At 67.2% G+C, this 26,817-nt stretch carries 17 protein-coding genes; 14 read left to right on the top strand and 3 right to left on the bottom strand.

All coding sequences use genetic code 11. From position 1 onward, the window contains the following. Positions 1–18 precede the first annotated feature (18 nt). On the bottom strand, positions 19–756 hold the full coding sequence (locus BACI71_RS09100) for a GntR family transcriptional regulator (protein ID WP_159757876.1): 738 nt from the start codon (positions 754–756) through the stop codon (positions 19–21). A gap of 341 nt (positions 757–1,097) precedes the next feature. Between BACI71_RS09100 and BACI71_RS09095 the strand changes: the two genes are divergently transcribed. From BACI71_RS09095 to BACI71_RS09065, 7 genes are all read left to right on the top strand, one after another. Further along, positions 1,098–3,926 carry a TonB-dependent receptor gene (locus tag BACI71_RS09095; protein ID WP_159757873.1) on the top strand — a complete coding sequence of 943 codons (2,829 nt, stop codon included), beginning with the start codon at positions 1,098–1,100 and terminating at the stop codon, positions 3,924–3,926. A gap of 135 nt (positions 3,927–4,061) precedes the next feature. After that, positions 4,062–6,377 carry a beta-N-acetylhexosaminidase gene (locus tag BACI71_RS09090; protein ID WP_159757870.1) on the top strand — a complete coding sequence of 772 codons (2,316 nt, stop codon included), beginning with the start codon at positions 4,062–4,064 and terminating at the stop codon, positions 6,375–6,377. Continuing rightward, a complete protein-coding gene (locus tag BACI71_RS09085) occupies positions 6,377–8,962 on the top strand; it encodes a beta-mannosidase (RefSeq protein ID WP_159757867.1) in 2,586 nt (861 codons plus the stop codon). Before BACI71_RS09090 ends, BACI71_RS09085 begins: the two co-directional genes overlap by 1 nt. After that, the gene (locus tag BACI71_RS09080) at positions 8,959–11,481 is read left to right on the top strand and encodes a glycoside hydrolase family 3 C-terminal domain-containing protein (RefSeq protein ID WP_159757864.1); all 2,523 of its coding nucleotides are present in this window, start codon (positions 8,959–8,961) and stop codon (positions 11,479–11,481) included. Before BACI71_RS09085 ends, BACI71_RS09080 begins: the two co-directional genes overlap by 4 nt. Before the next feature lie 249 nt (positions 11,482–11,730). Then, a complete protein-coding gene (locus BACI71_RS09075; RefSeq protein ID WP_159757861.1) occupies positions 11,731–13,155 on the top strand; it encodes a glycoside hydrolase family 125 protein in 1,425 nt (474 codons plus the stop codon). Next, entirely contained in the window at positions 13,156–15,468 is a 2,313-nt protein-coding gene (locus BACI71_RS09070) for a GH92 family glycosyl hydrolase (RefSeq protein ID WP_159757858.1), read from the top strand. A gap of 169 nt (positions 15,469–15,637) precedes the next feature. Then, entirely contained in the window at positions 15,638–17,539 is a 1,902-nt protein-coding gene (locus BACI71_RS09065) for an alpha-L-fucosidase (RefSeq protein ID WP_159757855.1), read from the top strand. Positions 17,540–17,738: 199 nt separating this feature from the next. On the opposite strand, the gene BACI71_RS09060 is transcribed toward BACI71_RS09065, so the two are convergent. After that, positions 17,739–19,577, bottom strand: coding sequence for a methyl-accepting chemotaxis protein (locus BACI71_RS09060; protein WP_236552913.1), 1,839 nt, complete (start codon positions 19,575–19,577; stop codon positions 17,739–17,741). Between the two features lie 81 nt (positions 19,578–19,658). Then, on the bottom strand, positions 19,659–20,687 hold the full coding sequence (locus BACI71_RS09055) for a DUF2332 domain-containing protein (RefSeq protein ID WP_159757852.1): 1,029 nt from the start codon (positions 20,685–20,687) through the stop codon (positions 19,659–19,661). A gap of 296 nt (positions 20,688–20,983) precedes the next feature. On the opposite strand from BACI71_RS09055, the gene BACI71_RS09050 reads away from it, so the two are divergent. Genes BACI71_RS09050 through BACI71_RS09020 form a run of 7 tightly spaced genes read left to right on the top strand, consistent with a single transcriptional unit; the run spans position 20,984 to position 26,817 of the window. Continuing rightward, on the top strand, positions 20,984–21,247 hold the full coding sequence (locus tag BACI71_RS09050) for an STAS domain-containing protein (RefSeq protein ID WP_159757849.1): 264 nt from the start codon (positions 20,984–20,986) through the stop codon (positions 21,245–21,247). Between the two features lie 32 nt (positions 21,248–21,279). Then, a complete protein-coding gene (locus BACI71_RS09045; RefSeq protein ID WP_159757846.1) occupies positions 21,280–23,514 on the top strand; it encodes a chemotaxis protein CheA in 2,235 nt (744 codons plus the stop codon). Continuing rightward, the gene (locus BACI71_RS09040; protein WP_159757843.1) at positions 23,511–24,368 is read left to right on the top strand and encodes a CheR family methyltransferase; all 858 of its coding nucleotides are present in this window, start codon (positions 23,511–23,513) and stop codon (positions 24,366–24,368) included. The genes BACI71_RS09045 and BACI71_RS09040 overlap by 4 nt, the downstream gene beginning before the upstream one ends. Further along, entirely contained in the window at positions 24,365–25,390 is a 1,026-nt protein-coding gene (locus BACI71_RS09035) for a protein-glutamate methylesterase/protein-glutamine glutaminase (protein ID WP_159757840.1), read from the top strand. Before BACI71_RS09040 ends, BACI71_RS09035 begins: the two co-directional genes overlap by 4 nt. Then, positions 25,387–25,947, top strand: coding sequence for a chemotaxis protein CheD (locus BACI71_RS09030; protein WP_159757837.1), 561 nt, complete (start codon positions 25,387–25,389; stop codon positions 25,945–25,947). The genes BACI71_RS09035 and BACI71_RS09030 overlap by 4 nt, the downstream gene beginning before the upstream one ends. A 34-nt stretch (positions 25,948–25,981) precedes the next feature. Then, positions 25,982–26,356: a response regulator gene (locus tag BACI71_RS09025; protein WP_159757834.1), complete on the top strand. Its 375-nt coding sequence runs from the start codon at positions 25,982–25,984 to the stop codon at positions 26,354–26,356. Positions 26,357–26,376: 20 nt separating this feature from the next. Continuing rightward, on the top strand, positions 26,377–26,817 hold the full coding sequence (locus BACI71_RS09020) for a chemotaxis protein CheW (protein ID WP_159757831.1): 441 nt from the start codon (positions 26,377–26,379) through the stop codon (positions 26,815–26,817).

Raw genomic sequence — 26,817 nt, 5'->3', positions numbered from 1 at the left:
CGGGACGACAAGCGGCAGTTACAGGTCCGACAGTTCCGCGACGAAGTCATACGCGTCACCGCGATAATAAGAGCGCGTGAACTCCACCGCGCGTCCGTCGCGGCGGAAGCCGCGGCGCTCGATCAACAGCCCGGCATGGCCGGCGTCGACCCCCAGCATCTTGGCATGATCGGGCCCGAACGGCACCGCGCGCAGGCGTTGCAACGCGCGCACCGGGCGGCTGCCCGCCTTGTCGAGCGCGCTGTAGAGCGAATCCTCGACCGCCTCGACCGATGGAAGGCAGTACCCCGCGATCGTCGACACCTCCAGCGCCATCGGCTCGTTATCGGCATGGCGGATACGCTGGAAGCGGAACACCGGCGCACCCGGCGACAGGCCCAATGCCATGCTCTCCTCGGGGTTCACGGTACTGGCGACGCGGCTGATCCAGCTGCTCGACGCGGTCTTGCCGCGCGCCGCCATATCCTCGGAGAAGGACGAGAGTTTGGAGAAGCTCTTCTCGACCCGCCCCGCGACGAACGTCCCCGCGCCGCGCCGTCGCGTCAGCAGCCCGTCCTCGACCAGCCCGCCGATCGCCTTGCGTACCGTAATCCGCGACACGTCATATTCGACCGCCAGATCGCGCTCGGCCGGGATCGCATCGCCCTGGTTGAGGATGCCGCCGTCAATCGCCTCGCGGATCACCTGTTGCAGCTGGAGGTAGAGCGGTGCGGCATTGCCCTCCCGAAACCGTCCCACCTCGTCCGAAAAGGCCATCCGCGTTCCTTCCTGTCGCCGCATCCTCGCGCGCGTATCGCTTTGGCCGGACCGTAGCCCAAGCCGGACGCGGCGCAACCCCGTGGTCTGTATCGCAGCTACCAGCCACATGGCCGTCCGGGCGCCGCGATCGTCCAGATGTCGCCTAAAAAGCACACCAATCGAGAAAAGCTTAAAATATCCTTTTGCCGGTGAAACAATTTCGTAACGAGGTATGTCCGCGCTGATCCAAATTGGTTATAAGACCACTCCAGAACCGATGCAGTCTGCCGCGGCAAACGTCTGGTTCGAGGTCCGTTTCCAGAACGCCCGCGCGGACGGGCATATGAGGGGGTTCAATTATGCGCTTGCGTCAGATGATGCTGGTTTCCACCGCCATGATCGGCTTCACCGCCAGCGCGCAGGCGCAGCAGGCACCCGCCACCGCGCCGTCGAGCACCGCCGCCGAGACCACGCAGGCCGACGGCGCTGTCGGCGACGACATTGTCGTCACCGGTTATGCCGGAAGCCTTCGTCAGGCAATCGAGCTGAAGCGCAATGCCAACGCCGTCGTCGATGCGATCTCGGCCGAAGACATCGGCAAGTTCCCCGATCGCAATGTCGCCGAATCGCTTGCACACATACCCGGCGTCTCGATCGACCGCCGCTTCGGCGAGGGCGAGAAGGTCGCGATCCTCGGCACCGATCCGGCGCTCAACCGGATGCTGCTCGACGGTCACGCGCTCGCTTCGGCCGATTGGGGCGGCAACGACAACGATCCGTCTAGCCGTACCTTCAACTATTCGCTGCTCGCGCCGGAGCTGGTCGACCGTCTCGAAGTCTACAAGTCGCCCGAAGCGCGGCTTGAGGACGGCAGCCTGGGTGGCACGGTGATCGTGCGCACGCGGCGTCCGCTTGAGCTCGACGCCAACTCTCTGTTCGCATCGGGCGGCTACACTTATAACGACCGTTCGGAGAAGGGCAGCGTCCGCGGCTCGGGCCTGTACAGCTGGAAGAACCAGGACGAGACGTTCGGCTTCCTGGTCGCCGCCACCTATGACAAGCAGCAGCTGGTGCGCGCCGGTGTGGAGTTCTTCGGCTACGAACAGGCTGACGGACGTTTGTTCCAGACCATCAACGACGCCAAGGGCGATCCGACCCGCGACGCCAACGGCAATCTCAATCTCGTTCGCGATGCGAGCGGGCAAGCGGTGCTGAAGAACCCGAACGCGACCGTCACGGGCGGTACGCGCAACGATCTCGCCGCGGCAACGCTGCCGTTCGGCATCAACTACGCATACTTCCAGCAGCAGCGCGAGCGGACCAGCGTCTCGGGCACCGTCCAGTATCGTCCTGCCAGCAATCTGACCCTGACGTTGAACGGTCTGCACATCGACGGCAATTACAACAATTACAGCCAGTCGATGTACACCATTCCGGGTGCATGGAGCGGCGCGGACCTGCAATCGGCGACGATCTCGAACGGCGTCGTGACCAACGCCAGCTTCGGCGCGGCGACCAGCCAGCGCAACGCGCAGCTCGACACGCTGGTGCGATCCACCAAGCTGAAGACCGACAATCTGAACTTCTTTGCCGACTGGGAAGGCGACGACGGCGCCAAGGTGTCGTTCGTCGGTGGCTGGAGCAAGGCGACCGGTGGGCGCAACCCCGAATATCTGTTCAATGTGCAGACCAAGCTGCCGTTCAGCTACGCCATCTCACCGACCACGGCGGAAGTGAACTTCACCGGCGACCTGACCAACCCGGCGAACTATTTCACCAACCCGAGCAACAACCTGGTCACGATCGAGGGCAAACCCTTCAACGTGAACGGTACGCAGCTCAACGCGGCGCAGATCGGCGGGCAGGATTACAGCGTCACCACCGATCGCGACGCGTTCGGCGGCTTCGACGCGGTTGTGCCGCTTGGCGACGGCTTCTTCAAGCAGGTGTTGATCGGCGCGCGGATCACCGATCACGTGAACAAGATCGATGCGCGCGGCATCAACAGCTATCTGACCACGTCGAAGGACGGCTCGCAGCTCGGCGTCACCACGCTGACCACGCCGGACGGGATCTTCGACGGCTCGGGCGGCTCGGGCACCGCGACCAAGTATCTCAACCTGCCGCGCGAGGCGGTGATCGACATCCTTGCCAACAGCATCAACACGCCGCTGTTCTACAAAGTCGGTGCTTCGACGCGCGTCGAGGAGCGGACCGCGGCGAGCTACGTCCAGGTCAATTTCGATCAGGGCGGGCTGCGCGGCAACCTCGGCGGTCGTCTGGTCTACACTCATGACGCGTCCTATTACGCGCTGTCGCTGCCGACCGCGACCAATCAGAACCCGACGCCGGTGCCGACCAGCACCTCGACCGACTATCTGAAGTTCCTGCCGGCGCTGAACGTTGCCTATGAAATTTCGCCGCAATTCATCGTGCGCGGCGCCGCGGCCAAGGTGATCTCGCGTCCGCGGTATCAGGATCTGGCGGCGTCGATCTCGCAGAATGACGTCACGCTTGATGCCGGGGGTGGTAACCCGAACCTGAAACCGTACGAGTCAACCAATTACGAGATCACCGCCGAATTCTATCCGCGCGCCGGTGCCTTGCTATCAGTCGAACTCTACCGTCGTGAGATCAACAACTACATCATCACCACGACCCGGACCGGTCAGAGCTTCTACAATTCGCTCGAAGGCCGGGTCGTCAACACCTATCGCGTCAACAGCCCGATCAATGCCGGCAAGGCGAAGGTTAACGGCGTGCTGATCAACGGTCAGGCGGAAATCTGGGGCGGGTTCGGCATCCAGGCGAACTATGCCTATCAGGACAGCTCGACGTCGGTGATCCCGGGTATCGAGGGTTCGCTGAACCTGCCGTACCTGTCGAAGCACACCGTCAACGTCATCCCGTACTTTGAGAAAGGGCCGTTCCAGGCGCGCGTCAGCTACAACTATCGCTCGTCCTACTTCCGCTCGATCGGCCGGCTGAATTCGTTCGAGATGGTGGCGCCGTACAACCAGCTCGACGCGTCGGCCTCGCTGGCGCTGACCAGGAACATCTCGCTGACCGTCAACGCGCAGAACCTGCTGGACGAGACCTACCTGCAATACAGCGGCACCCCCGATCGCCCGTCGGCGTTTTACAAGAACGGCCGGACCTTTGTTGGCAGCGTCACGTTCCGCCTGTGACCTGAGCAACTTAGTTCGTTTCCTGCCCTGGGCCTCCGCGATAGCGGGGGCCCATTTTTTTTGCCCGCGGCATGGACGCGCGGGGCTGCGGTCGGCATGATGGCCTCAATACCAAAACAGAACCAGGGAGCAGCGATGCACCGTCTCCGCGTGACCGCGATTGCGGCCATTTCAATGACTTGCCTTGCGACACCCGCGGTCGCGCAGTCCTTGTTGCCGCTGCCGCAGAAGATGGTGCCCGGCGCAGGCAGCGTTACGATCGGTGATGGCGCGACCGTCAGCGCTCCGGCCGCGGCCGCGGCGGCCGCGCAGCTGCTGGTCGAACATGTTCGCACCACGCGTGGCTTGCGTCTCGCCCTTGGCGATACAGCGGCGCGTATCCGTTTCGTGCAGGATGCGGGCGTCACCGGTGCCGAGGCCTACCGCCTGATCGCAACACGTGACGGGATCCGTATTCTCGCAAGCACCCCGGCCGGGTTCGTCCATGGTGCCATGACGCTCGTGCAATTGCTCAGCCCCGATGCACGCATGGGCGATCCGGTCCGCGTCGCGGCGGTGACGATCGACGACGCACCGCGTTTTGGGTGGCGCGGGTTGATGATCGATCCCGCTCGGCACTTCCTGCCGATGCCCGATCTGCGGCGGATCGTCGACCAGATGGCAGCGGTCAAGCTCAACACGCTCCACCTGCACCTGACCGACGACCAGGGCTGGCGGTTCGAGGTGAAGCGCTATCCCAAGCTGACCGAAACCGGCGCGTGGCGCACCCCGCCCTCGACCGGCGGCCCCGCCCCGACCACGCGGGTCGGCGGTTTCTACACGCAGGACGAATTGCGCGCGTTGGTCGCCTACGCTGGCGAGCGTGGCATCACGATCGTGCCGGAGATCGACCTGCCCGGCCACGCCACCGCACTGGTCGCGACCTATCCCGAGCTGGGGATGCTCGGTGATCGCCCGCCGGTCGGCAATCGCTGGGGGATCGAGCCCTATCTGTTCAATCCCGGACCGAAGGGGATCGCGTTCGTCAAGGAAGTGCTCGACGAACTGACCGACGTGTTCCCCGGCACCTATGTCCATCTCGGTGGCGATGAAGCGCTCAAGGACCAGTGGCAGCGTAGTCCCGACGTGCAGGCGCAGATCAAGGCGCTGGGCCTCAAAGACGAGGATGCGCTGCAAAGCTGGATGATCGACCAGTTCGGCAGCTACCTTCAGAGCAAGGGCCGTCGCCTGATCGGCTGGGACGAAATCCTCGAGGGCGGGCTGCCGGCGTCGGCATCGGTGATGTCGTGGCGCGGCGAACAGGGAGCGGTCGCTGCCGCCAATCTGGGGCATGACGTGGTGCTGTCGCCGGGCACGCCGTTGTATCTCGACCGCGTGCAGAGCAACCTTCCCACCGAAGTGCCGGGGCAGAACGTCGTCAGCTCGCTGGCCGACGTCTATGCCTATGATCCGATGCCCGCCGGCATCCCCGCCGATCGTGCGCATCATGTGCTCGGCGCGCAGGGCAATGCGTGGAGCGAATATATGATCACGCCCGCGGAGGTGGAGTTCCACCTGTTCCCGCGTGCGGCGGCGATCGCCGAGATCACCTGGTCGGCCAAGGACAAGCGCGGCCTCGCTGCCTTCCTGCCGCGCGTGCAACGACAGGCGGCACGCTGGTCCGAGGCCGGCGTGACCGTCGCCGACAGTGCGTTCGCCGTCGACTTCAATGTGACCGGTACGCGCGGCGCGGCGCTGCGCGCGAACCGCGTGCCGCTGACGCTCGCGACGCAGGCGGGTTTCGGGACGATCCGCTACACGACCGATGGCAGCACGCCGACGGCAAGGTCACGCGCGTATCGTGCGCCACTGTCGCTGGCGCCGGGCGTAACGGTACGTGCGGCTGCTTTTGACGCCGCCGGGCTGCCGACCGCCACGGTACGCCAGTTCGATACCTCGCGCACCGCGCTGCTGCTGCGCGGCAACAACGATCTCGCGCCTTGCGGGACCGGACCGTTCGGGCTGCGCGTGCCAGTGACACCGGACGCGACCGGGACGTCGCCCGCCTTCAACCTCAATCTGTTCAACACCTGCGCGGTCTATCCGGCCGCACCGCTGGACGTCGCGGGTGGCTACAGGGTCGAGGTGGTGCGGCTGGCGCGCAACTGGGCGCTCGGGCACGATGGCGGGAAGCTACGCCAGCATTATGCGGTGTCGCCGCATGGCGAGTTGCTGGTCCAGTTCGGCTGCGCCGCCGCGACGAAGGCGCAGGAGGCGGGAGACAAGACCGCGAGGCCGGTCGCGATCGGGGCGTTCCCGCTGCCCGATCCGGCCAACGCGCCGCAACGCTTCACCTTTGAAGGCACCTTGCCGAAGATGACCGGGGATCAGGACATTTGTTTTCAGTTCACTTCACCGCTCAGCGATCCTTATTACGCCGTGGCCAGCGTCCAGTTGACCGAGCGCCATTGATGCGGTGGCTCGCCGTTCCGCTGCTGCTCGCCTCGACGGCGGCGGTGGCGGCGCCGAAGACGGTGACGCCGCTCGATCAGGATTGGCAGGTCCGCATCGATCCGAAGGATGCCGAGGCGGCGAAGGCGCATCCGCGTGCCGCCACATGGTTTCGCGCGACGGTGCCGGGCAGCGTGCAGCAGGCGCTGATCGCGACCAAGCAGGTGCCCGATCCCTTCAAGGGTACCAACGAGGCGGCGGTCCAATGGGCCGGGCTGACCGGCTGGCAATATCAGCGCACGCTCCGGCTGAGCCCGGCGCAGATCGCGCGCGACCATCTCGATCTCGTTTTCGATGCGCTCGACACGTTCGCGACCGTCGCGGTCAACGGCGAGCAGGTGCTGAGCACCGACAATGCGCACCGGCAGTGGCGTGTCGACGCCAAGCGCTGGCTCAAGCCCGGCGAGAACACGATCACCCTCACCTTCGCGTCGCCGATCAGAACGATGCAGCCGAAGGTGCTGGCCGATCCGCACCCGCTGCCCGGGGAGTATGAATCGGCGTTCGGAGACGAGCCGGCCGGCAAGCAGACCTCGCCCTATATCCGCAAACCCAAATACGACTGGAGCTGGGACTGGGGACCGCGGATCATCAATATCGGCCCGACGCAGCCGATGCGGCTGGAGGCATGGGACGATACGAGGCTGGCGCAAATGCGCGTCGAGCAGGTCGCGCTGAACGACGCCGAGGCGCGGCTCGACGCCAAATTCGACGTGGTCACCGATCGCAGCGGCCCGGCGCGGCTGCGCGCGACGATCACCGCGCCGGACGGCAAAGCCGTCACCGCCGAGCAGAACGTCACACTGGCAGCCGGCGACAATCGCGTCACCGTCCCGCTGACGATCCCGCAGCCGCAACGCTGGCAGCCGGTCGGCTATGGCGCACAGCCGCTCTACCGCGTGGCCGGCGCACTGGTCGAGGGCGGGGTGGAAAGCGACCGGGCGGAGCGCCGCATCGGGCTACGCACCGTCGAGCTGATCCGCGGCGGTGGAGCATTCGGCTTCAAGGTCAACGGCACGCCGATCTTCGCCAAGGGCGCCAATCTGATTCCGTTCGACAATTTCTCGGCGCGCGTCACGTCCGAAAGGATGCGCGGGCTGCTCGCGGATGCAAAGTCGGCCAACATGAACATGATCCGCATCTGGGGTGGCGGTTATTACCTGCCCGATGCGTTCTTCGACGCCGCTGACGAACTCGGGCTGATGATCTGGTCGGACTTCATGTTCGGCGGTGCGGTGACGCCGCCCGATGCGGCGTTTCGGGAAAACGTCCGCATTGAGGCCGAGCAGCAGGTCGCGCGCGTCTCCGGCCACCCCTCGATCGTGTTGTGGGCGGGCGGCAACGAAGTGCTGTCGGGCTGGGAGAACTGGTCGGACCGCAAAGCGTTCAAGAAAGAAGTCGGCGCCGACGAGCAGGAGCGGATCGGCACCGGCATGACGGTGCTGTTCGACCGCGTGCTGCGGCAGGCGGTGCGCGACTTCGATCCGGCGGTGCCATACTGGCCCGGTTCACCATCGACCGACTACGAAGGCCCGGTGGATACCGATGCGGCGGGCGACCGTCATTTCTGGGATGTGTGGTCGGGATCGAAGCCGGTCGCCAATTACCTGAACAGCTGTCCGCGCTTCATGTCGGAATATGGCTTTCAGGCGATGCCCGATCTCGCGACGATCAAGGGCTTCGCGGGATCGCTCGACGTGACGCCAACCGACGCAGTGATGAAGGCGCACCAGAAGTTTCTCGGCGGCGCGGGCAACGACCGGCTGCTGTTCTACATCCGCGAGCGGCTCGGCGCGCCGAAGGGACTGGCGGATTTCGTCTACCTAAGCCAGGTCAATCAGGCACAGGCGATCGAGCTGGCGGCGCTGCATCATCGCGCCTGTCGGCCAGTGACGATGGGGTCACTCTACTGGCAGTTGAACGACACCTGGCCAGCGATCTCATGGTCGAGCATCGACTATGACGGGCGCTGGAAGCTGCTCCAATACGCCGCGCGACGCTTCTTCGATGATCAGGTGATCGTCACCGAGCACAAGGACGCCGCAACGCGCGTCGCGCTCGTATCCGATGCGACGACGCCGGTCGCGGCCCGCTGGCGCGTCCGCGGCTATGCGATGGACGGGCGGATGCTGGGCGAGCGCGGCGGCGACGTGACGCTCGCGCCGCTCGCCGCTGCCGACGTCGCGTCAGTAGCGGATGCCGAGCTGTTCGGCACGGCGGCAGCGGCAGACAGCTATGGCGTCGCCGAACTCTACGCTGGCGACCGGCTGCTGCACCGCCGCCTCGTCGAGCGTGCGTTGCCCAAGGACATCCACTGGCCCGATCCCGGCCTGTCGACACGCTGGGACGGGCGGACGGTGACGATCATTGCGACGCGGCTCGCGCGTGCGGTGATGCTCGATTTCGGCGCGACGCCCGCGCAGCCGTCGGACGACGGCTTCGACCTGCTGCCCGGAGAGAGCCGGACGATCCGCGTGGAGTCGACCGCGACGCCCGCACAATTGACGCGCGCGCTGACTCTGCGCTCGCTGGGAGGACGCAAATGATCTGGCTGCTGTTGGCAAGCGCCGCCGCCGACCCGGTTGCGACGACGATCGCGACGATGACGATCGAGGAGAAAGCCGCGCAACTGCAAAGCACCGCGCCCGCCGATGCCAAGGCCGGGCTGCCCGCCTATGACTGGTGGAACGAGGGGTTGCACGGGCTCGCACGCAACGGCCATGCCACCGTCTTCCCGCAGGCGATCGGGATGGCGGCGACCTGGGACACCGCGCTGGTTCACCGGATCGGCGATGTCGTCGCCACCGAGGCGCGCGCCAAGTTCAACGCGCAGCCGGTCGGCGCCAACCGCCGCATCTACGAAGGGCTGACGATCTGGTCGCCCAACATCAACATCTTCCGCGATCCGCGCTGGGGCCGCGGGCAGGAGACGTACGGCGAGGACCCGTATTTGACCGGCAAGCTGGGGGTCGCGTTCGTCACCGGGCTGCAGGGGCCGGACCCGCTCCACCCGAAGGTGATCGCGACGCCCAAGCATCTCGCGGTGCACAGCGGGCCCGAGGCCGGTCGCGACGGCTTCGACGTCGATCCCAGCCCGCAGGATCTCGAGGCGACCTATCTCCCCGCGTTCCGCATGGCGGTGACCGAGGGCAAGGCGCAGTCACTGATGTGCGCGTACAATTCGATCCACGGCACTCCGGCGTGCGCATCGGGCACGTTGCTCAACGATCGCGTGCGGCGCGACTGGGGGTTCACGGGCTTCACCGTGTCGGACTGTGACGCGGTCGCGAACATCCACATGTTCCACCACTACCGGCTCGACGCTGCTGCTGCTGCGGCGGCGGCGGTCAAGGGCGGCAACGACCTGAATTGCGGCAACACCTATGCGGCACTGCCCGACGCGGTCGAGCGCGGGCTGGTCAGCGTGGCGGAGGTCGATACCGCGCTCCACCGCTCGCTCGACGCGCGCCGCCGGCTGGGGATCGCGTTCGGCGCGACCAGCCCCTGGGCGTCGATCAAGGCCGATGCCCTCAATACCCCCGCCAATCGCGCGCTGGCGCTGGAAGCGGCGCGCAAGGCGATCGTGCTGCTCCAGAACAACGGCCAGCGGCTGCCGCTCGCGCCAGGCACCAAGCTGGCGGTGATCGGCGCGAATGCCGACGATCTCGGCGTGTTACAGGGCAATTACCACGGCACCGCGGTCCAGCCGGTCACGCCGCTGGCGGGCTTGCGTCAGCGGTTCGCGAACGTAGCTTATGCGCAGGGCTCGGTGCTCGCCGATGGCGCGCCGGTCGTGCTCCCGGAGACCGCGCTCGCGGGACTGACCGCCAGCTACAGCGTGGAAGGACGCGAGGTGCTGAAGCGCGCCGAGCGGCACATCGACCTCGACCTGACCCGCGTTTCCCCTGCCCCCGGGTTGCCGGTGCAGGGCTATGTCGCGCGCTGGACCGGCACGCTGACCCCGCCGGGACCGGGCGCGTACCGGCTGGTGCTCGATCAGGCGCAATGCTGGAAGGATTGCCGGACGCACGACACCGCGACGCTGTCGGTCGGCGGGCGCGTGCTCCACGATGGCGCAATTGCCAAGGGTCGCGTGGAGATCGCGTGGGACAGCGACGGCCAGCCGCAGCCGTTCGATCTGACGCTCAACCACAGCAGCCAGGACGAGACGTTCCGCCTGCTGTGGCTCCCGCCCGAGGCACCCTTGATCGCCGAGGCGGTTAAGGCGGCGCAGGCGTCCGACGTCGTGGTGGTGGTCGGTGGCCTGTCGCCCGATCTGGAGGGCGAGGCGTTGCAGGTGCAGGTTCCCGGCTTCATCGGCGGCGATCGCAGCGACATCGCCTTGCCGTTCGCGCAGCAACGCCTGCTGACCGCGCTCAAGGCAACCGGCAAGCCGATCGTGCTGGTGCTGGCGAGCGGCAGCGCGGTCACGGTCGACCCGAACGTCGCCGATGCGGTGCTCGCGCTCTGGTATCCGGGCGAGGCGGGCGGCACCGCGCTCGCCGACGTGCTGACGGGTGCGGCCAACCCGTCGGGCCGGCTGCCGGTCACCTTCTACAAGGCAACCACCGACCTGCCCGCCTTCGTCGATTACGGGATGAAGGAGCGCACCTACCGCTATTTCACCGGCACGCCGCTGTGGGGCTTCGGGCACGGCCTGTCCTACACCTCTTACGACTATGACCGGGTGGCGAGCGCGGCGAGCGTCGCAAGCGGACAGCCGCTCACCGTTACCGCGCGCGTGTCCAATACCGGGCGGCGCGACGGCGAGGAAGTGGTGCAGGCGTATCTGGTTCCACCGCGCGTCGACGGCGGCGGCATGACCGCGCCGACGTTGCAACGCCAGTTGGTCGGGTTCCAGCGCGTGCCGCTGCGCGCGGGCAAGAGCGCCACCGCCCGCTTCACGATCGACCCGCGGATGATGAGCGTCGTCGAGCGTGACGGACGCCGCCACATCGTGCCGGGGGCCTATCGCTTGTGGGTCGGCGGCGGCCAGCCGGGGAGTGCTGCGGGGGCATGGACCGAATTCAAGGTGACCGGGGCGGACGTGGATCTGCCGAAGTGAGCGCCCGCGACCTGTTCCCCGGCGGCGGCCGGAGCCCGGCTACGGAACGCCAATGACGACGCGCAGCGCTCCTTTACGACGACCTTCCCACCTGCGCCCCGGCCTTCGCCGGGGTGACGGCAGTGCGTGCCGTGACGTTCCGCCTCATTCCCCGTCTTTGCGAGCGCAGCGAAGCAGTCCAGAGCGTCGCGCGCTGGCCCTCGATTGCGTCGCCGCTCTCCCAATGACGATGTACGCAAGGACGAGCTCATGACCCCGACCCGCCGCCATTTCCTCGCCGGCAGCGCCGCGCTCGCCGCGACGCCCGCCTTCAGCGCCGCGCCGGACTTCGCCAGCAAGCGCCCCGCGCTCGCCGACCGTCGCTTCACCTCGCCCGCGGTCGAGCGGGAACTCGCACGCGTGTCGAAGCAGATCGCCGACCCGAAGCTGCGCTGGATGTTCGGCAATTGCTATCCGAACACGCTCGACACTACCGTCAAGATGGACACCGTCGACGGCCGGCCCGATGCCTTCGTCATCACCGGCGACATCAACGCGCTGTGGCTGCGCGACAGCTCGGCGCAGGTCACGCCGTACCTGCATCTGGCGAAGGACGACCCGAAGCTCGGCGAGCTGTTCCGCGGGTTGATCGCGCGGCAGGCGCGGTCGATCCTGATCGATCCTTACGCCAATGCCTTCATGCAGGACCCGGCGGCCAAAACCGACCTCGAATGGTCGCTCAAGGACCAGACCGACATGAAGCCGGGCGTCGCCGAGCGGAAGTGGGAGATCGATTCGCTCTGCTATCCGATGCGGCTCGCGCACGGTTACTGGCAGGCGACGCGCGACGCCCGTCCCTTCGACAAGACATGGGCCGCGGCCGCACGTGCAAGCGTCCGCACCTTCCGCGAGCAGCAACGCAAGGGCGGTCGCGGCCCGTACAGCTTCCTGCGTACCTCGAACCGCAACACCGAGATGATGCCGCTGGAAGGATGGGGCAATCCGATGCGCCCGGTGGGGCTGATCGTCTCCGGTTTCCGCCCCTCCGACGACGCCTGCCAATATCCGTTCCTGATCCCGTCGAACCTGTTCGCGGTCACCGCGCTACGTGAAATGGCGCGCGTGGCCAGCGAGGCCGCGCAGGACAATGCGCTCGCCACCGACGCCACCACGCTCGCAGCCGAGGTGGAAGCCGCGCTGAAGCAATGGGGCACGATGCGGCTGCGTGACGGTCGTGAGGTGTGGGCATTCGAGGTCGACGGCTTCGGCAACGCACTCTTCATGGACGATGCCAATGTCCCTTCGCTCTCGGGCCTCAATTACCTCGGCTGCGTCGCCACCGACGATGCGCTCTGGCGGCGCACCGAGGCGGCGGCGTGGAGCGAGGCCAACCCCTATTTCTTCCGCGGCACGGCGGGCGAAGGAATCGGCGGGCCGCACGTCGGGCTCGGGCAGATCTGGCCAATGTCGCTGATCGTCCGCGCGCTCTCCACCACCGATGCGGCCACGATCCGCATCTGCCTGAAAACCTTGCGCGACACCGATGCGGGCACCGGCTTCATGCACGAGACCCTCGACATGAACGACCCCGCCAGATGGACACGTCACTGGTTCGCCTGGGCGAACGGACTGTTTGGCGAACTGATCGTGCGGCTCGCGCGCACGAACCCCGAGATCCTCAAGGAAGCCCTGTAAATGCTCACTCGCCGCGCCTTGCTCGCGACTACTGCCACCGTCGCGGTCACCCCGCTGCCGGCTTTCGCCGCCGCGCCGCGCCGCGCCGCGCCGAACCTGTTCGTCGGCACCGGCGGCGACGGCCACACCTATCCCGGCGCGACCTTGCCGTTCGGGATGGTGCAGCTGTCGCCCGACACCGACGTCGCGCGCTGGGACACCTGTTCGGGCTATCACCATGGTGACGGCTCGATCATGGGGTTCAGCCACACGCATTTGTCGGGCACCGGTATCGGCGATATGCTCGATGTGCTGGTCGTGCCGACGCGTGGGCCGGTGCGACTTCAGCCCGGCCCGATCGAGGCGCCGGATCAAGGCTACCGCCAGCGTTACTCGGACGAACATGCCGAGCCGGGCTATTACCGCGTTGCGCTGGAAAGCGGCGTGCGCGCCGAGCTGACCGTCACGGAGCGAACCGGCTGGCACCGCTACACCTTCCCGAAGGGCGCCGGTCACATCCTGATCGACATGGCACACATGATCCTCGATAAATGGGACAGCGGGCCGCTGATCGACGACGGCAGCCTCAATCTCGACGCCGACGGCACGCTGACCGGCAGCCGCCGCGTGCATCGCTGGGCGAAGGGCCGGCGCATCCACTTGGCGATGCAGCTGTCCCGCAAGCCCGACCGCGTCGTCTTCTACGGCGACGATGATGCAGAGCAGCCGAAGGGCGCAACCGGCGTCGCGGCGAAGCGCGTCAAGGCGGTGCTGTTCTACGACGATGCCGGCGCCGCGCCGATCGTCGTCCGCTGCGGCATCTCGGCGGTCGATGTCGCAGGTGCGCGCGCGAACCTGAAGACCGAAGCCGGGCGCGGTGACTTCGACAGCGTCCGTCGCGCCGCCGCGCGCCGCTGGGCCGGGGCGCTGGGCGCGATCACCGTCGAGGGCGGCACCGCCGACCAGCGCACGATCATGGCGAGCGCGCTCTACCACACGATGGTCGCGCCGACGCTCTTCTCGGATGTCGACGGCCGCTATGTCGGGCTCGACCGGCAGGTGCACACCGTTCCCGCCGGCCAGCGCGCCTATTCGACCTATTCGCTGTGGGACACGTATCGCGCGCTCCACCCGCTGCTGACGATCGTCGCGCCGGATCGCGTCAAGTCGCTGGTCGACGACCTGATCCGCCAAACGCAGCAGAGCCCGTATGGCCCGCTGGTCTGGCCGTTGCAGGGGGTCGAGACCGGTACGATGATGGGCTGGCACGGGGTGTCGGTGCTCGCCGAGGCGCACGCCAAGGGCATCCCCGCCGATTATGCCGCGGCGTGGCCGGCGATCGCCAAACGCTCGTTCGACTTCAGCGCGCCCGATCTCGACAACAGCAAGGGCCGCGACCTGTACGACGCCAAGGGCTATGTCCCGGCCGACAAATGGTTCGAGAGCGTCAGCCGGACGCAGGAATATGCCTATGACGACTGGGCCTCGTCGAAGATCGCGCGCGTCGCGGGTGCCGAGGCCGAGTCGGCACGGCTGCTCAAGCGCTCGGGGAATTGGCGCAACGTCATCGACGCCTCGATCGGCTTCGCGCGCCCGCGCTTCGCGGATGGGTCGTGGTGGAACGACTATGACCCGATCCAGCTTGGCCACATGCCCAAGCCGTGGTGGCGCGACTATACCGAGGCGAACGGCTGGCAGGCGACGTTCCTCAACCAGCATGACGTCTATGGCCTGATCGCGCACATCGGCGGCGACGCAAATTTCGAGGCGAAGCTCGACGCGCTGTTCACCGCGCCGTCGACGCTGCCAAAGAACGCGCCGCCCGACATCAGCGGGCTGGTCGGCCAATATGCACACGGCAACGAGCCCGACCAGCATGTCGCCTATCTCTACGCTTATGTCGGCGCGCCGTGGAAGACACAGCGGATGGTGCGCCGCCTGCTCGCCGAGATGTACAGGAACGACCCGAACGGCGTGATCGGCAACGACGATTGCGGGCAGATGAGCGCGTGGTTCGTGATGTCGTCGCTCGGCTTCTATCCGGTCGATCCGGTCGAGGCGGTTTATGTGTTCGGCTCGCCGCTCTTCGAGCGCGCGACGCTGGCGCTGCCCGGGGGCAAAAGGCTGGTGGTCGAGGCACCCGGCAACACGGCCGCCACGCCTTATGTGACTGCGGTGACGTGGAACGGCCGGCCGTGGACGAAAAGCTGGATCGCGCACGCCGATCTGGTGAAGGGTGGGACGCTGCGCTTCACGATGAGCGAGGCGCCGAACCCGGCATTCGGCCGCGCGTTGGCGGATCGTCCGCCATCGTTCGGGCGGACGCCGGCATAATGCCGCTCTCCAGCCGCCTCGCCCCCGATCGTCGTCACCCCACCCTCTACCGTTACCCCGGCGAAGGCCGGGGTCCAGTATCGGGCCGCTCGCGAGATACGGCGACGTGCCCCAACTGGGCCCCGGCCTTCGCCGGGGTGACGGCAAGTAATCTCATCAGGAGCCCCCGATGACCGATCTCACCCGCCGCGCGCTGATCGCCGCCGGTGCCGCCACCACCGCGCTGCCCGCGTTCGCGCAGAATACTGCCGCGCCACGCCCGTGGGGCGCGACGCCCTCCAAGCGGCAGGCCGCATGGCACATGCGCGAGCAATACGCATTCATCCATTTCTCGATCAACACCTTCACCGATCGCGAATGGGGTTACGGCGACGAGAGCCCCAAGCTCTTCAACCCCACCGACTTCGACCCCGACCAGATCGTCGCTGCGGCCAAGGCGGGCGGGATGCGCGGGATCATCCTCACCGCGAAGCATCACGACGGCTTCTGTCTGTGGCCGACGCTGCAGACCGAACATTGCATCCGCAACAGCCCCTACAAGGGCGGCAAGGGCGATATCGTCGGCGAGATGGAGAAGGCGACACGCCGCGCCGGGCTCGCCTTCGGCCTGTATCTGTCGCCTTGGGATCGCAATCACGCCGAATATGGTCGCCCGGCGTACATCGATTATTACCGCAAGCAAGTGGTCGAACTCTGCACCCGCTATGGTGAGCTGTTCGAATTCTGGTTCGACGGCGCGAACGGCGGTGACGGCTATTATGGCGGTGCGCGCGAGACGCGGAAGATCGACGCGCCGAAATATTACAACTGGCCGTCGATCATCGCGCTGGTCCACCAGCATCAGCCGATGGCGTGCACCTTCGACCCGTACGGCGCCGACATCCGCTGGGTCGGCAACGAGGACGGCGTCGCGGGCGATCCGTGCTGGCCGACGATGCCAGCGCATCCCTACGTCCAGTCCGAAGGCAATTCGGGCGTGCGCGGCGCACCCTTGTGGTGGCCCGCCGAAACCAACACCTCGATCCGCCCCGGCTGGTTCTATCACGCCGACGAGGATGCCAAGGTGAAGAGCCCCGCCCGCCTGCTGCGCTATTTCGACGAGTCGGTCGGACGCGGCACCAACATGCACCTCAATATCCCACCCGATCGCCGCGGCCGTGTCGCCGACCATGACGCGGCGGTGCTCAAGAGCTTTGGCGAAGCACAGGCGCGAACCTATGCGCGCGATCTGGCGCAGGGCGCGGTCGCGCATGCCAGCGCCGAGCGCGGGCGCGCCTTCGCCGCGTCGCGGGTGCTCGACGGGCAGCGCGACACCTATTGGTCGACCCCCGATGGCGACACGACACCGACGCTGACGCTCGACCTGCCGCCGGGCCGGAAATTCGACGTAATCCGGTTGCGCGAATATCTTCCGCTCGGCGTTCGCGTCACCAAGTTCGCGATTGACCTCGAGGAAAGCGGCCAATGGCGCACCGTCGCCGAACATGAGTGCATCAGCGCGCAGCGAATCGTGCGCTTGCCCACACCCTCGTCGGCACGCCGGCTGCGGTTGCGCATCCTCGACGCCCCCGCCTGTCCGGCGATCAGCGAAATATCGTTGTTCCGACAGGTCCAGCCCATCCCTGTCGCACCGCCCAAGGTGTCCGATCCGACGATCATCCCCCGGCAGGGCTGGTCGATCGTCAGCGCCACCGCTAATGGCGCGGAGAGGTTGATCGACGGCGACGCCCAAACCCGCTGGACGGTGCCGGCACCGACTGCCGCTAACCCCGCCAGCGTGACAATCGATCTCGGCCGCGTGCTGGCGCTCGCCGGCTTCAGCCTGACGCCGTCGCGCACCATCGCCAAGGACACCGCACCACCGCGCGGCTATGATGCGGAGACGAGCGTGGATGGCAAAAGCTGGGTGCCGGCGGCAACCGGCGAGTTCGGCAACATCGCCTATGCGCTCGCCACGCAGCGCGTGCCGTTCGCGGTACGGCAGGCGCGCTTCCTGCGGCTGCGCTTCGCGGCACCGGCGATCCCGGCGGGAAATCTGACGGTGGCCGAGATCGGCGCGTTTACGGGGTAAGTATCGCCTGACATCCAATCGACGCCCCGGACTTGATCCGCAGCCTCGCTTCTTCTGCTATCGTCATTGCGAGCGTAGCGAAGCAATCCAGGGCCGGACCAGGACGCCCTGGATTGCTTCGCTACGCTCGCAATGACGAAAGAGCGTGTCCGGATCGAAATAATACTGCCCGGACCAATCCGGGGCAGCGCACAAATGGTCAGAACGCCGACCAGTCGTCCTCGCTCGTCGCCAGCGCGGTATTACCGATGGTGCGCGGCGCCGGGCGCGTCGGGGCGGTGATGTGCCGGGCGCGTGGCGTGCTCACCGGCAACGGCAACGGCACCGGGCGGGCGTTAGGTTCGTCGACGGTAAAGATCGCCACCGCGCCCGCCAGCTGCTCGGATTCGCGGGCCAACAGGCTCGCGGCGGCGGTCGACTCCTCGACCATGGCGGCATTCTGCTGCGTTACGCCGTCCATCTCGTTGATCGCGATGTTCACCTGACCCAGGCTCTCGGCCTGATGGTCGGAGGCGCGTGCGATCGTTGCCATGATGACGCTGACGCTGCCGACGCGGTCGATGATCTGCTCCAGTGCCTGCCCGGTCTCGTCGACCAGATCGACGCCCGATTTGACGTGGTGGATTGCCGACAGGATGCGCGTCTTCACATCGGCAGCGGCGTCGGCGGAACGCTGCGCGAGCGCACGCACTTCGTTCGCGACCACCGCAAAGCCCTTGCCCGCCTCACCCGCGCGCGCGGCCTCGACCCCCGCGTTGAGCGCGAGCAGGTTGGTCTGAAAAGCAATTCCGTCGATCACGCTGATGATGTCGGCGATCTCGCGACTGGCCTTGTCGATGCCGTTCATCGCCTCGACCGACTTGCGGACGACCTCGCCGCCCTGCTGCGCGGCGTCGCGGGCCTCGGCCATCGCCTTGTTCGCGTCGGCGGCGTTGGTCGCGCCTTCGCGCACCGTGCCGGTGATCTCGTCCATCGCCGCGGCGGTCTCGCGCAGGCTCGACGCCTGCTGCTCGCTGCGTGCCGACAGATCGCGCGCCGACTGGCTGATCTCCTCGGCATTCTGCTTGATCGTCTCGACGCTACGCCGCACGTTGCAGGTCAGGTCGGACAGCTTGCCGACGGCGCCGTTGAAATCCTTCGACAGCACCGCATAGGAACCCGGCAGCGCGGTCAGCCGCACGGTCAGGTCCGCCTCCGACAGACGGTGCAAGCCGTCACCGATCGCGCGCATCGCCAGTTCGCGTTCCTGATCCGCGGTCAGCTTGGCCTGCGCCGCGTCGCGGAACACGAGCACCGCGCGCGCCATATCGCCCAGTTCGTCGGCCCGCGCGGTATCGGGCACGTCGATCGCGCTCTTGCCTGCGGCCAGATCAGCCATGCGGCGGGTCAGCGCGCTGATCGGGCGCACGATGCTGCGGCTCAGCGCCATCTGAAGCATGACCGCGATCCCGATCAGCGCGATGCCACCCAGCACCAGCGCGATCGTCGCGGTGGTCAGCGCCTGCGCCTGGCTTGCGGCATTCTCCTCGATGGCCGCGGTTTCCTGCTCGCGCAGATCGCGTAGCGGCAACACGACCGCGCTGGTCAGTACCTTCTTGCCAGCGTCGCGGACCGCCTGTTCGGCAGCCTCGCGCTGCCCGGCCTTCACCATCGCGACCAGCCGATTGCTCCACGCCTCCCGCCACTTGGCGGTTTCCTCACGCGAGGTCAGGACCAGCGCGCGGCGCACCGGATCGGACAGCAGCTTCTCCAGCGCGACGGTGGTCTGATCATATTCCTCGCGCGCTTCGTTGTACGATTTGAGGTAGGACGGATCCGCGGTGACCAGATAGCCGCGCAACTGGCTGTTCTCACGCAGGATCGACGTCTCCAGCGTCAGCGCCTTGGCATAGACTTCCTGACTGTGGTTGTTGTTCGCCGTCGCCGCACGGATCATCCAGATGTTGGCGAAGAAGACGACCATCATGATCGCCGCCGAGGCATTGATAACGAGGAAGGAGAAGCCAAGCTTCCTCGGTATGCTCAGGGTTTTGAACATCTCTGGTCTTTCTGCCCGACGGGCCCGTTGATCATGACGCGATTAACGCGGCTTAGTTAAACATCCATAAAGGCGCCGTTTTCACCTAAGCCATTCAATCCACGCGCCATAGGGATGGCAGATCGCCAGCACGCGGGTGTCGCCCTCGGGCCAGCAGGTGAGTCGCAGCTCAACCGCGGTGCGACCCGGGTTCCACTCGAAGGCGATTCGCGCCAGCGGCTGTGCCGCATTGGCGCGCGCCCCGGCGGCAGCGATGCTGCGCTCCAGCACCGCGCGTTCGGCCGTTCCGACATATTGCGCCACCATCGAGTGGAAGATCACCCGCCAGCGACCGGCGGGCTGCACGGTGTCGAGCCGCTGCGCCAGCCACGTCGTGGCATCGGCGCGCGTGATCCGCGGCGGAAAACGCCGCGCAACCTCAAGCGCGGCGGCAAGGCGCGCGGCGCGTGCCGGCTGATCGGCGAAGACATAGGCCATCAATCGCTCGCACGTCGCCGTGTCGTTCGCATCGAGCGGATGAAGGTCGACGCCCTCGGCCGCGACGACCTCGACAGCCCGGTCCGGCGGCGGCGCGCCGCGCCATTCGGGGGCGACATACACCGCCGCCTCGGCCGGCCCGGCGACGACTCCGCCCAGATCGTAGCGATAGCGCGCCAGATTGAGGTTGAGCCCGGCGCTCGATCCCAGTTCAATCAGCTCGACCGGCAGCTCGGCGCGCGCGACCACCTCTTTCAGCGCCGCGAGGATCGCCGCCGCGCGCCCGACCTCATTGGTCTGCGGCGTGTCGCGCAGCCATTGCGCCACCAGCGCATCGTGCGCGACGAAAGCGGCGCGCACCGCACCGTCGACATCGCCATGTTCGCCGCGATACAGCGCGCCCAGCACCGGCGGCGTATTGCGCCGGGCGAGCAAGTGGAGCGCGGCGTTCAACCGCATCGCGACCGCCGCTGCCGCCGGATCCCCCGGCCAGTCCAGCAGCATCGCCTGCGTGCGCGGCGCGTGATGAAGCTGTCGCTCCGCCGCCGCCAGTATCCCTGCGACGAACGGCGACCCGATCGCCCGCATCACGGCGGACTGCCGCAGCAATTCTCCCGTTCCCCATTCCGGCATGGCCGTCCTCGATGTCTGCAACAACATACTACCCCGCCGACATCCTCGCCGATCACACCCAAACCCATGCAAGGCATTGGTTGTGATCGTATTAACTGCCGAATGCTTTCAGGGCGGCATCACCCCGGCCGGGACATTTAACGTCATCTTAGGAGAGATCGTGCACATCCACCGCTGACTGGTCTGCCGTCTTTGTAAAAAAGTGCGGTCGGCTCATCCGGGAAGGGAAGGACGATCATGACCGTACATCGCTTCGACCCCGCCTATCCTACCGTCATCTGACAGGAAATTTCGCGATGTCGATCGTCCTGAGCCCCCGACTGGATACCGCCGCGGCCGCGCCGCTGCGCCAGTCGTTGCAAAAGCTGATCGAGGCCGGCGCCCCGGTCGCGATCGATGCCGCGGCCGTCGACCAGATCGGACAGGCGTGCCTGCAGGTACTGGCCGCGGCGCGCGCCGCCGCGGTGGCGCGCTGCCTGTCGTGGCAGGTCGCCTTTCCGAGCGTCGCGATGGTCGAGGCCGGCGAGATCGCCGCGATCGACGTCCTTACCGCCGCCTGACCTCAAGACATTTTTCGCGCAGGAGCCCGACCTTGGACCTCGATGCAATCCAGCAGATCTTCTTCCAGGAATGTGAGGAAGGTCTGGCCGGCATGGAAAGCGCGTTCGCCGCGCTTCGCGACCAGCAATATGACGGCGAGACGATCAACGGCATCTTCCGTGCGGTCCACTCGATCAAGGGCGGCGCGGGCGCGTTCGGGCACGAACGGCTGCAGGCCTATACCCATCAGTACGAGACGTTGCTCGATCTGCTGCGCAGCGAGTCGCTCGCGCTGACCCCGCCGCTGGTGGACCTGATCGTCGCGGCGTTCGACATGCTGGCCGATCACGTCGCCGCGGCGCGCGATGGCGGCGATGCGCCGGACGACGCGGCGATGCTGGCAAGGCTGATCGCGGCATCGACCGGCGAGGCGCCGGGCGGCGCTGCCCCGGCGGTCGAGGCTCCGGCTCCGGCGCCTGCCGCGGTGATCGAGGACGCCCCGGTCGGCGTCAGCGACGATTTCGACGATCTGATGGCGATGCTGGACGGCGTCAACGCGCCGCCGCCGCTCGAACTCGAGGATTTCGACTCGGCGCCGCCGACGCCCGGCTGGCTGCTGACCTTCCGTCCGCCCGCCAACGCGCTGGACAATGGCGGCGAGCCGCTGTTGCTGCTGCGTGAACTGCTGCGGATGGACGCCAAGGTGCTGTCGTGCGACGCCGACACGCTGCCGCCGCTCGCGACGCTCGATCCCGAGCGGTCGTATCTGGCGTGGCGCATCGCGCTGCCCGGCACCGTCGAGGAAGACGATATCCGCGCGGTGTTCGAATTCACCGATGGGTGCGCGCTGACACTGGAGCGCGTCGCGACCTTGCCGGTTGCAGCGCCGCCGACGATCGTGGTCGCCGTGGCTCCGAAGGTCGCACCGCTTGCTGCGCCCGCCGCTCCCGAGCCGGCGGTCATCGCCCCGACGGCGGCCCCGGCCCCGGCCGCTGCGCCGTCACCGGCCGTGGTGCCTGTTCCCGCCACCGCTGCGCCCGTCGCAGCGCCCGCTGCCGCCGCCGCACCGCGCCCGGTCGCCGTCGCGCCGGTGCCGCCACCGACCCCGGTCGCGCAAACGATTCGGGTCGATCTCGACAAGCTCGACCGGCTCGTCAATCTGGTCGGCGAGCTGGTCATCACGCAGGCAATGCTCGCGCAGCGGCTGAGCGAAAACGAGATGGCGGGCATCTCCGAGCTGACCGATCTCGATCACCTGACGCGCGAGCTTCAGGAATCGACGATGGCGATCCGCGCGCAGCCGATGAAGACCGTCTTCAGCCGCGTACCGCGTATCATCCGCGAGCTGGAAGGCGAGACCGGCAAGCGCGTCCGCCTCGACATCGAGGGCGAGATGACCGAGGTCGACAAGACGGTCGTCGAGCGCATCGGCGAACCGCTGACCCACCTGATCCGCAACGCGGTCGACCATGGTCTGGAAACCACCGAGGAGCGCATCAAGGCGGGCAAGCCCGAAACCGGCGTTGTCACGCTGTCGGCCGCGCATCATTCGGGCCGGATCGTCATCACCGTCGCCGACGACGGTCGCGGAATCGATCGCACGCGCGTGCGCGCCAAGGCGGTCGAGCGCGGGATCATCCTGCCCGATGCGGTGCTAAGCGACGAGGAAGTCGACAATCTGATCTTCGCGCCCGGCTTCTCGACCGCGGCGACCGTCTCGAACATCTCGGGCCGCGGCGTCGGCATGGACGTGGTGCGCAAGAACGTCCAGGCGCTCGGCGGCCGGATCGGCATCCATTCGAAGTTCGGTTCCGGCTCCAGCTTCTCGCTCAGCCTGCCGCTGACGCTCGCCGTGGTCGATGGGATGATCGTCACGGTCGGCGACCAGACGTTCGTGATCCCGCTCAGCCATATCGTCGAGAGCCTGCGTCCATCCGACCGCTCGGTCACCGCGATCGGCATCAACGGTTCGGTGCTCGACGTGCGCGGCTCCTACGTGCCGATCTACCCGGTCGCCGAGCAGCTCGGGATTGGCGGCGGCGAGCGCAACCCGGAAAAAGCGGTGCTGATCGTCGTCGAGGGCGATCAGGGTCAGGCAGCGTTGCTGGTCGACTCGATCCAGGACCAGCGGCAGGTGGTCGTGAAGAGCCTCGAGGCCAATTATCAGGCGATCGACGGGCTGGCGGGGGCCACGATCCTCGGTGACGGGCGCGTCGCGCTCATCATCGACGTCGATGCGCTCACCTCGCAGCGCTCGCGCCGCGGCCAGCTGGCGCACGCCGCGTGACGGTCGCGCTCGCCCTCCCCATTTCCTCGGCAAAACGGGAATTCGACTTCTCGCCAGCCGATCACCAGAAGATCGCGCGGATCGTCTACGAAACGCTCGGCATCCTGCTGCCGGAGGGCAAGTCGCAGCTGGTCTATGGCCGGGTCGCGCCGCGCGTGCGCGCCTGCGGGCTGACCAGCGTCTCCGCCTATCTGAAGGTGATCGAGGAGGACGAGGACGAGCGCAACCGGATGCTGGATGCGCTGACCACCAACCACACCAGCTTCTTCCGCGAGGCGCATCACTTCGAGGACTTCGTCGAACGGATGTGGCCGACGCTGTCGCAACGCCTTGCCAATGGCGGACGCGTGCGGCTGTGGTCGGCGGCCTGTTCGAGCGGCGAGGAACCCTATACCTGGCTGATGGCTGCGCTCGGCCACGACCGGTCGGCGGCGCAGCGGATGCTCAAGGGCGATCTGCGGATGCTCGCCACCGACGTGTCGCCCAGCGTGCTGGAGACGGCGCGCGCCGGCCGCTACTCGGCGGACACGCTGCGCACCGTGCCGGCCAAGCTGCGCGCGACCTGGGTCAGCGACCGGCTAGTGGTCGACCCGACGCTGCGCGACGTGATCTCGTTCCGCCCGCTCAACCTGCTCGGTCCGTGGCCGATGAAGGGGAAGTTCGACGCGATCTGCTGCCGCAACGTCATGATCTATTTCGACGAACCAACAAAGGCCAAGCTGCAGTCACGGCTGGCCGACCATCTGGAGACCGGGGGGATGCTGTACATCGGCCATTCGGAGCGGCTGTCGCCCGAGGTTGCCTCGCGGTTCGACTGCGTGGGCCGCACCGCCTATCTGAAGGTGCGCGCATGAGCGTCCGCACCCTCGTCGTCGACGACTCGCTGACCATGCAGGCGCTGATCCAGCGGACGCTCGCCTGCGACCCGGATATCCAGGTCGTCGGCACCGCGTCGAGCGCGGAGGAAGCGCGCGCCCGGATCAAGGAACTCGATCCCGACGTCGTCACGCTCGACATCGAAATGCCCGGCATGAACGGCCTCGACTTCCTCGAGCGGCTGATGCGGCTGCGCCCGACTCCAGTCGTGATGCTGTCGACACTGACCTCGGAAGGCGCCGACGCCAGCATCGCCGCGCTCGAACTGGGTGCCTTCGAATGCTTCGACAAGCTGGCCCTGCGCCGCCCCGATGACGCGATCCGGCTGCCCGCGCTGGTCCGCGCCGCGTCGGGATCGCGCGGACGTAGCGTCGCATCGGCGCCGCGGGCGCCCGAACCGGCGCCTGCGGCCGATTACACGCCGCGTGACCAGTCGATGATCGCGGTCGGCGCGTCGACCGGTGGAGTCGAGGCGCTGATCGAGCTGTTGTCGGGCTTCCCGGTCAACTGCCCGCCGACGGTAATCGTGCAGCATATGCCGCCCAGCTTCACCGCCAGCTTTGCTGCGCGACTCGACCGTTTGTGCAAGCCGAGCGTCGAGGAAGCGCGTGCCGGCGCCGTGCTGCGTCCGGGCAAGGTCTATCTGGCGCCCGGTGGTGACCAGCATCTGGAGATCGCCGGTCCGGCCACCCGCCGCTATTGCCGCTTGCTCGCCGGACCGAAGATGAGCGGGCACCAGCCGTCGGTGGACGTGCTGTTCCAGTCGGTCGCGCGCGTCGCCGGCGCCGATGCGGTCGGCGCGATCCTGACGGGCATGGGCGCCGACGGTGCCGAGGGCATGCTGGCGATGCGGCACGTCGGTTCGGTGACGATCGGCCAGGACGAGGCATCTAGCGTCGTCTACGGAATGCCCGCGGTCGCCCACCGCATCGGCGCGGTCGTCCAGCAGATGCCGCTGCGCCGGATCGCCGCCCGGTTGCTTCAGGAGTGTCGTGCATGACGGGCCTCGCGCTTCGCGACGGCTTTCGCCGCATCACCGTCGCACAGGGGGAGACCCGCGTCAGCCACGAGACCGACGTGATACTCACCACCGTGCTCGGCAGCTGCATCGCCGCCTGTTTTTACGATCCGATCGCCAAGGTAGGAGGTATTAACCACTATCTGTTAGCGGAGGGACATGCCTCCGATCCCGCCTCGATGCAGCGCTACGGCGTCTATGCGATGGAAGTCCTCATCAACGCGATGCTGGCGATGGGTGGCGCGCGATCGCGGCTCAAGGCACGAATTTTCGGCGGCGCCACGATGCGCTCCGGCTTTCGCGACATCGGTGGTGACAACATCGCGTTCGCGCGTCGTTTCCTGCGCGACGAGCGCATCCCGCTGGTCGGCGAGGACGTCGGCGGCAATGGGGCGCGGCGCGTCGAATTTCGTCCGGCCGTCGGTCTCGCCCGATGCCGCGTCGTGACCGAACAGTCGATCCCGGCGCCGGTGGTCCGCGTCCGCCCGGTTGCCCCGCCGCCGCCGCCCGCGTCGCTCGGCGACGTCGAGTTCTTCTGATTTCGACCCGAATTCTGCCCAGGAGCCAGTACCCGTGACCAAGACGATCATGACCGTGGACGACTCGCCGAGCATGAGAATGCTGCTGCGCGCCGCGCTGACCGACCTCGGCTATCACGTCGTCGAGGCCGAGGACGGCGTCCATGCGCTGGAGACGCTCGCCAGCTTCGACGAGGAGGATGAGCCCGACCTGCTCATCACCGACATCAACATGCCGCGCATGGATGGCTTCGGGCTGATCGAGAACGTTCGCGCCGACGGCCGCCGCACGCTGCCGATCCTGGTGCTGACCACCGAAAGCTCCGACGAGAAGAAGCAGCGCGCCCGCCAGGCCGGCGCGACCGGCTGGATCGTCAAGCCCTTCCACCCCGAAAAGCTCGCCGCCGCGATCCGCCGCGTCCTGCACTGATGATACAAGGAACGAACCCCATGTCCCGTCAGCTCATCACCTTCCAGCTCGGCGACCAGTATCTGGGCGTCGATATCATGGCGATCCGCGAGATCCGTGCCTGGTCGCCGGCCACCCCGCTCCCGAACGTGCCCAGCCACGTGCGCGGCGTGGTAAATTTGCGCGGCGTGGTGCTCCCGGTGCTCGACCTTCGCCACCGGCTCGGCTGGGGCATGACCGACCCGACCGCGCGTCATGTCATCATCGTCGTGCGGATTGGCGAGCAGTTGCAGGGCATCATCGTCGACGCGGTCAACGACATCGTCACCGTCCAGAACGAGGACATGCAGCCGCTCCCCGACATGGGCGATTCGGCGGCGCAGCAATTCCTCGACGGGCTGGCAACGATCGACCAGCGGCTGATCCTGGTACTGGCGCTGGAGCGGCTGGTCGAGCGCGCCGCCATGGCGGATGCCGCCTGA

The sequence above is a fragment of the Sphingomonas sp. 8AM genome (assembly GCF_902506455.1).
Classification (GTDB): Bacteria; Pseudomonadota; Alphaproteobacteria; order Sphingomonadales; family Sphingomonadaceae; genus Sphingomonas.
The sequence above is the reverse complement of the archived record's forward strand: the minus strand, read 5'-3'. Positions and strand labels throughout refer to the sequence as shown.

Coding starts and splice junctions, on each gene's coding strand:
- BACI71_RS09100 (WP_159757876.1), bottom strand. CDS start 756: ATGGCCTTTTCGGACGAGGTGGGACGGTTTCGGGAGGGCAATGCCGCA.
- BACI71_RS09095 (WP_159757873.1), top strand. CDS start 1,098: ATGCGCTTGCGTCAGATGATGCTGGTTTCCACCGCCATGATCGGCTTC.
- BACI71_RS09090 (WP_159757870.1), top strand. CDS start 4,062: ATGCACCGTCTCCGCGTGACCGCGATTGCGGCCATTTCAATGACTTGC.
- BACI71_RS09085 (WP_159757867.1), top strand. CDS start 6,377: ATGCGGTGGCTCGCCGTTCCGCTGCTGCTCGCCTCGACGGCGGCGGTG.
- BACI71_RS09080 (WP_159757864.1), top strand. CDS start 8,959: ATGATCTGGCTGCTGTTGGCAAGCGCCGCCGCCGACCCGGTTGCGACG.
- BACI71_RS09075 (WP_159757861.1), top strand. CDS start 11,731: ATGACCCCGACCCGCCGCCATTTCCTCGCCGGCAGCGCCGCGCTCGCC.
- BACI71_RS09070 (WP_159757858.1), top strand. CDS start 13,156: ATGCTCACTCGCCGCGCCTTGCTCGCGACTACTGCCACCGTCGCGGTC.
- BACI71_RS09065 (WP_159757855.1), top strand. CDS start 15,638: ATGACCGATCTCACCCGCCGCGCGCTGATCGCCGCCGGTGCCGCCACC.
- BACI71_RS09060 (WP_236552913.1), bottom strand. CDS start 19,577: ATGTTCAAAACCCTGAGCATACCGAGGAAGCTTGGCTTCTCCTTCCTC.
- BACI71_RS09055 (WP_159757852.1), bottom strand. CDS start 20,687: ATGCCGGAATGGGGAACGGGAGAATTGCTGCGGCAGTCCGCCGTGATG.
- BACI71_RS09050 (WP_159757849.1), top strand. CDS start 20,984: ATGTCGATCGTCCTGAGCCCCCGACTGGATACCGCCGCGGCCGCGCCG.
- BACI71_RS09035 (WP_159757840.1), top strand. CDS start 24,365: ATGAGCGTCCGCACCCTCGTCGTCGACGACTCGCTGACCATGCAGGCG.
- BACI71_RS09030 (WP_159757837.1), top strand. CDS start 25,387: ATGACGGGCCTCGCGCTTCGCGACGGCTTTCGCCGCATCACCGTCGCA.
- BACI71_RS09020 (WP_159757831.1), top strand. CDS start 26,377: ATGTCCCGTCAGCTCATCACCTTCCAGCTCGGCGACCAGTATCTGGGC.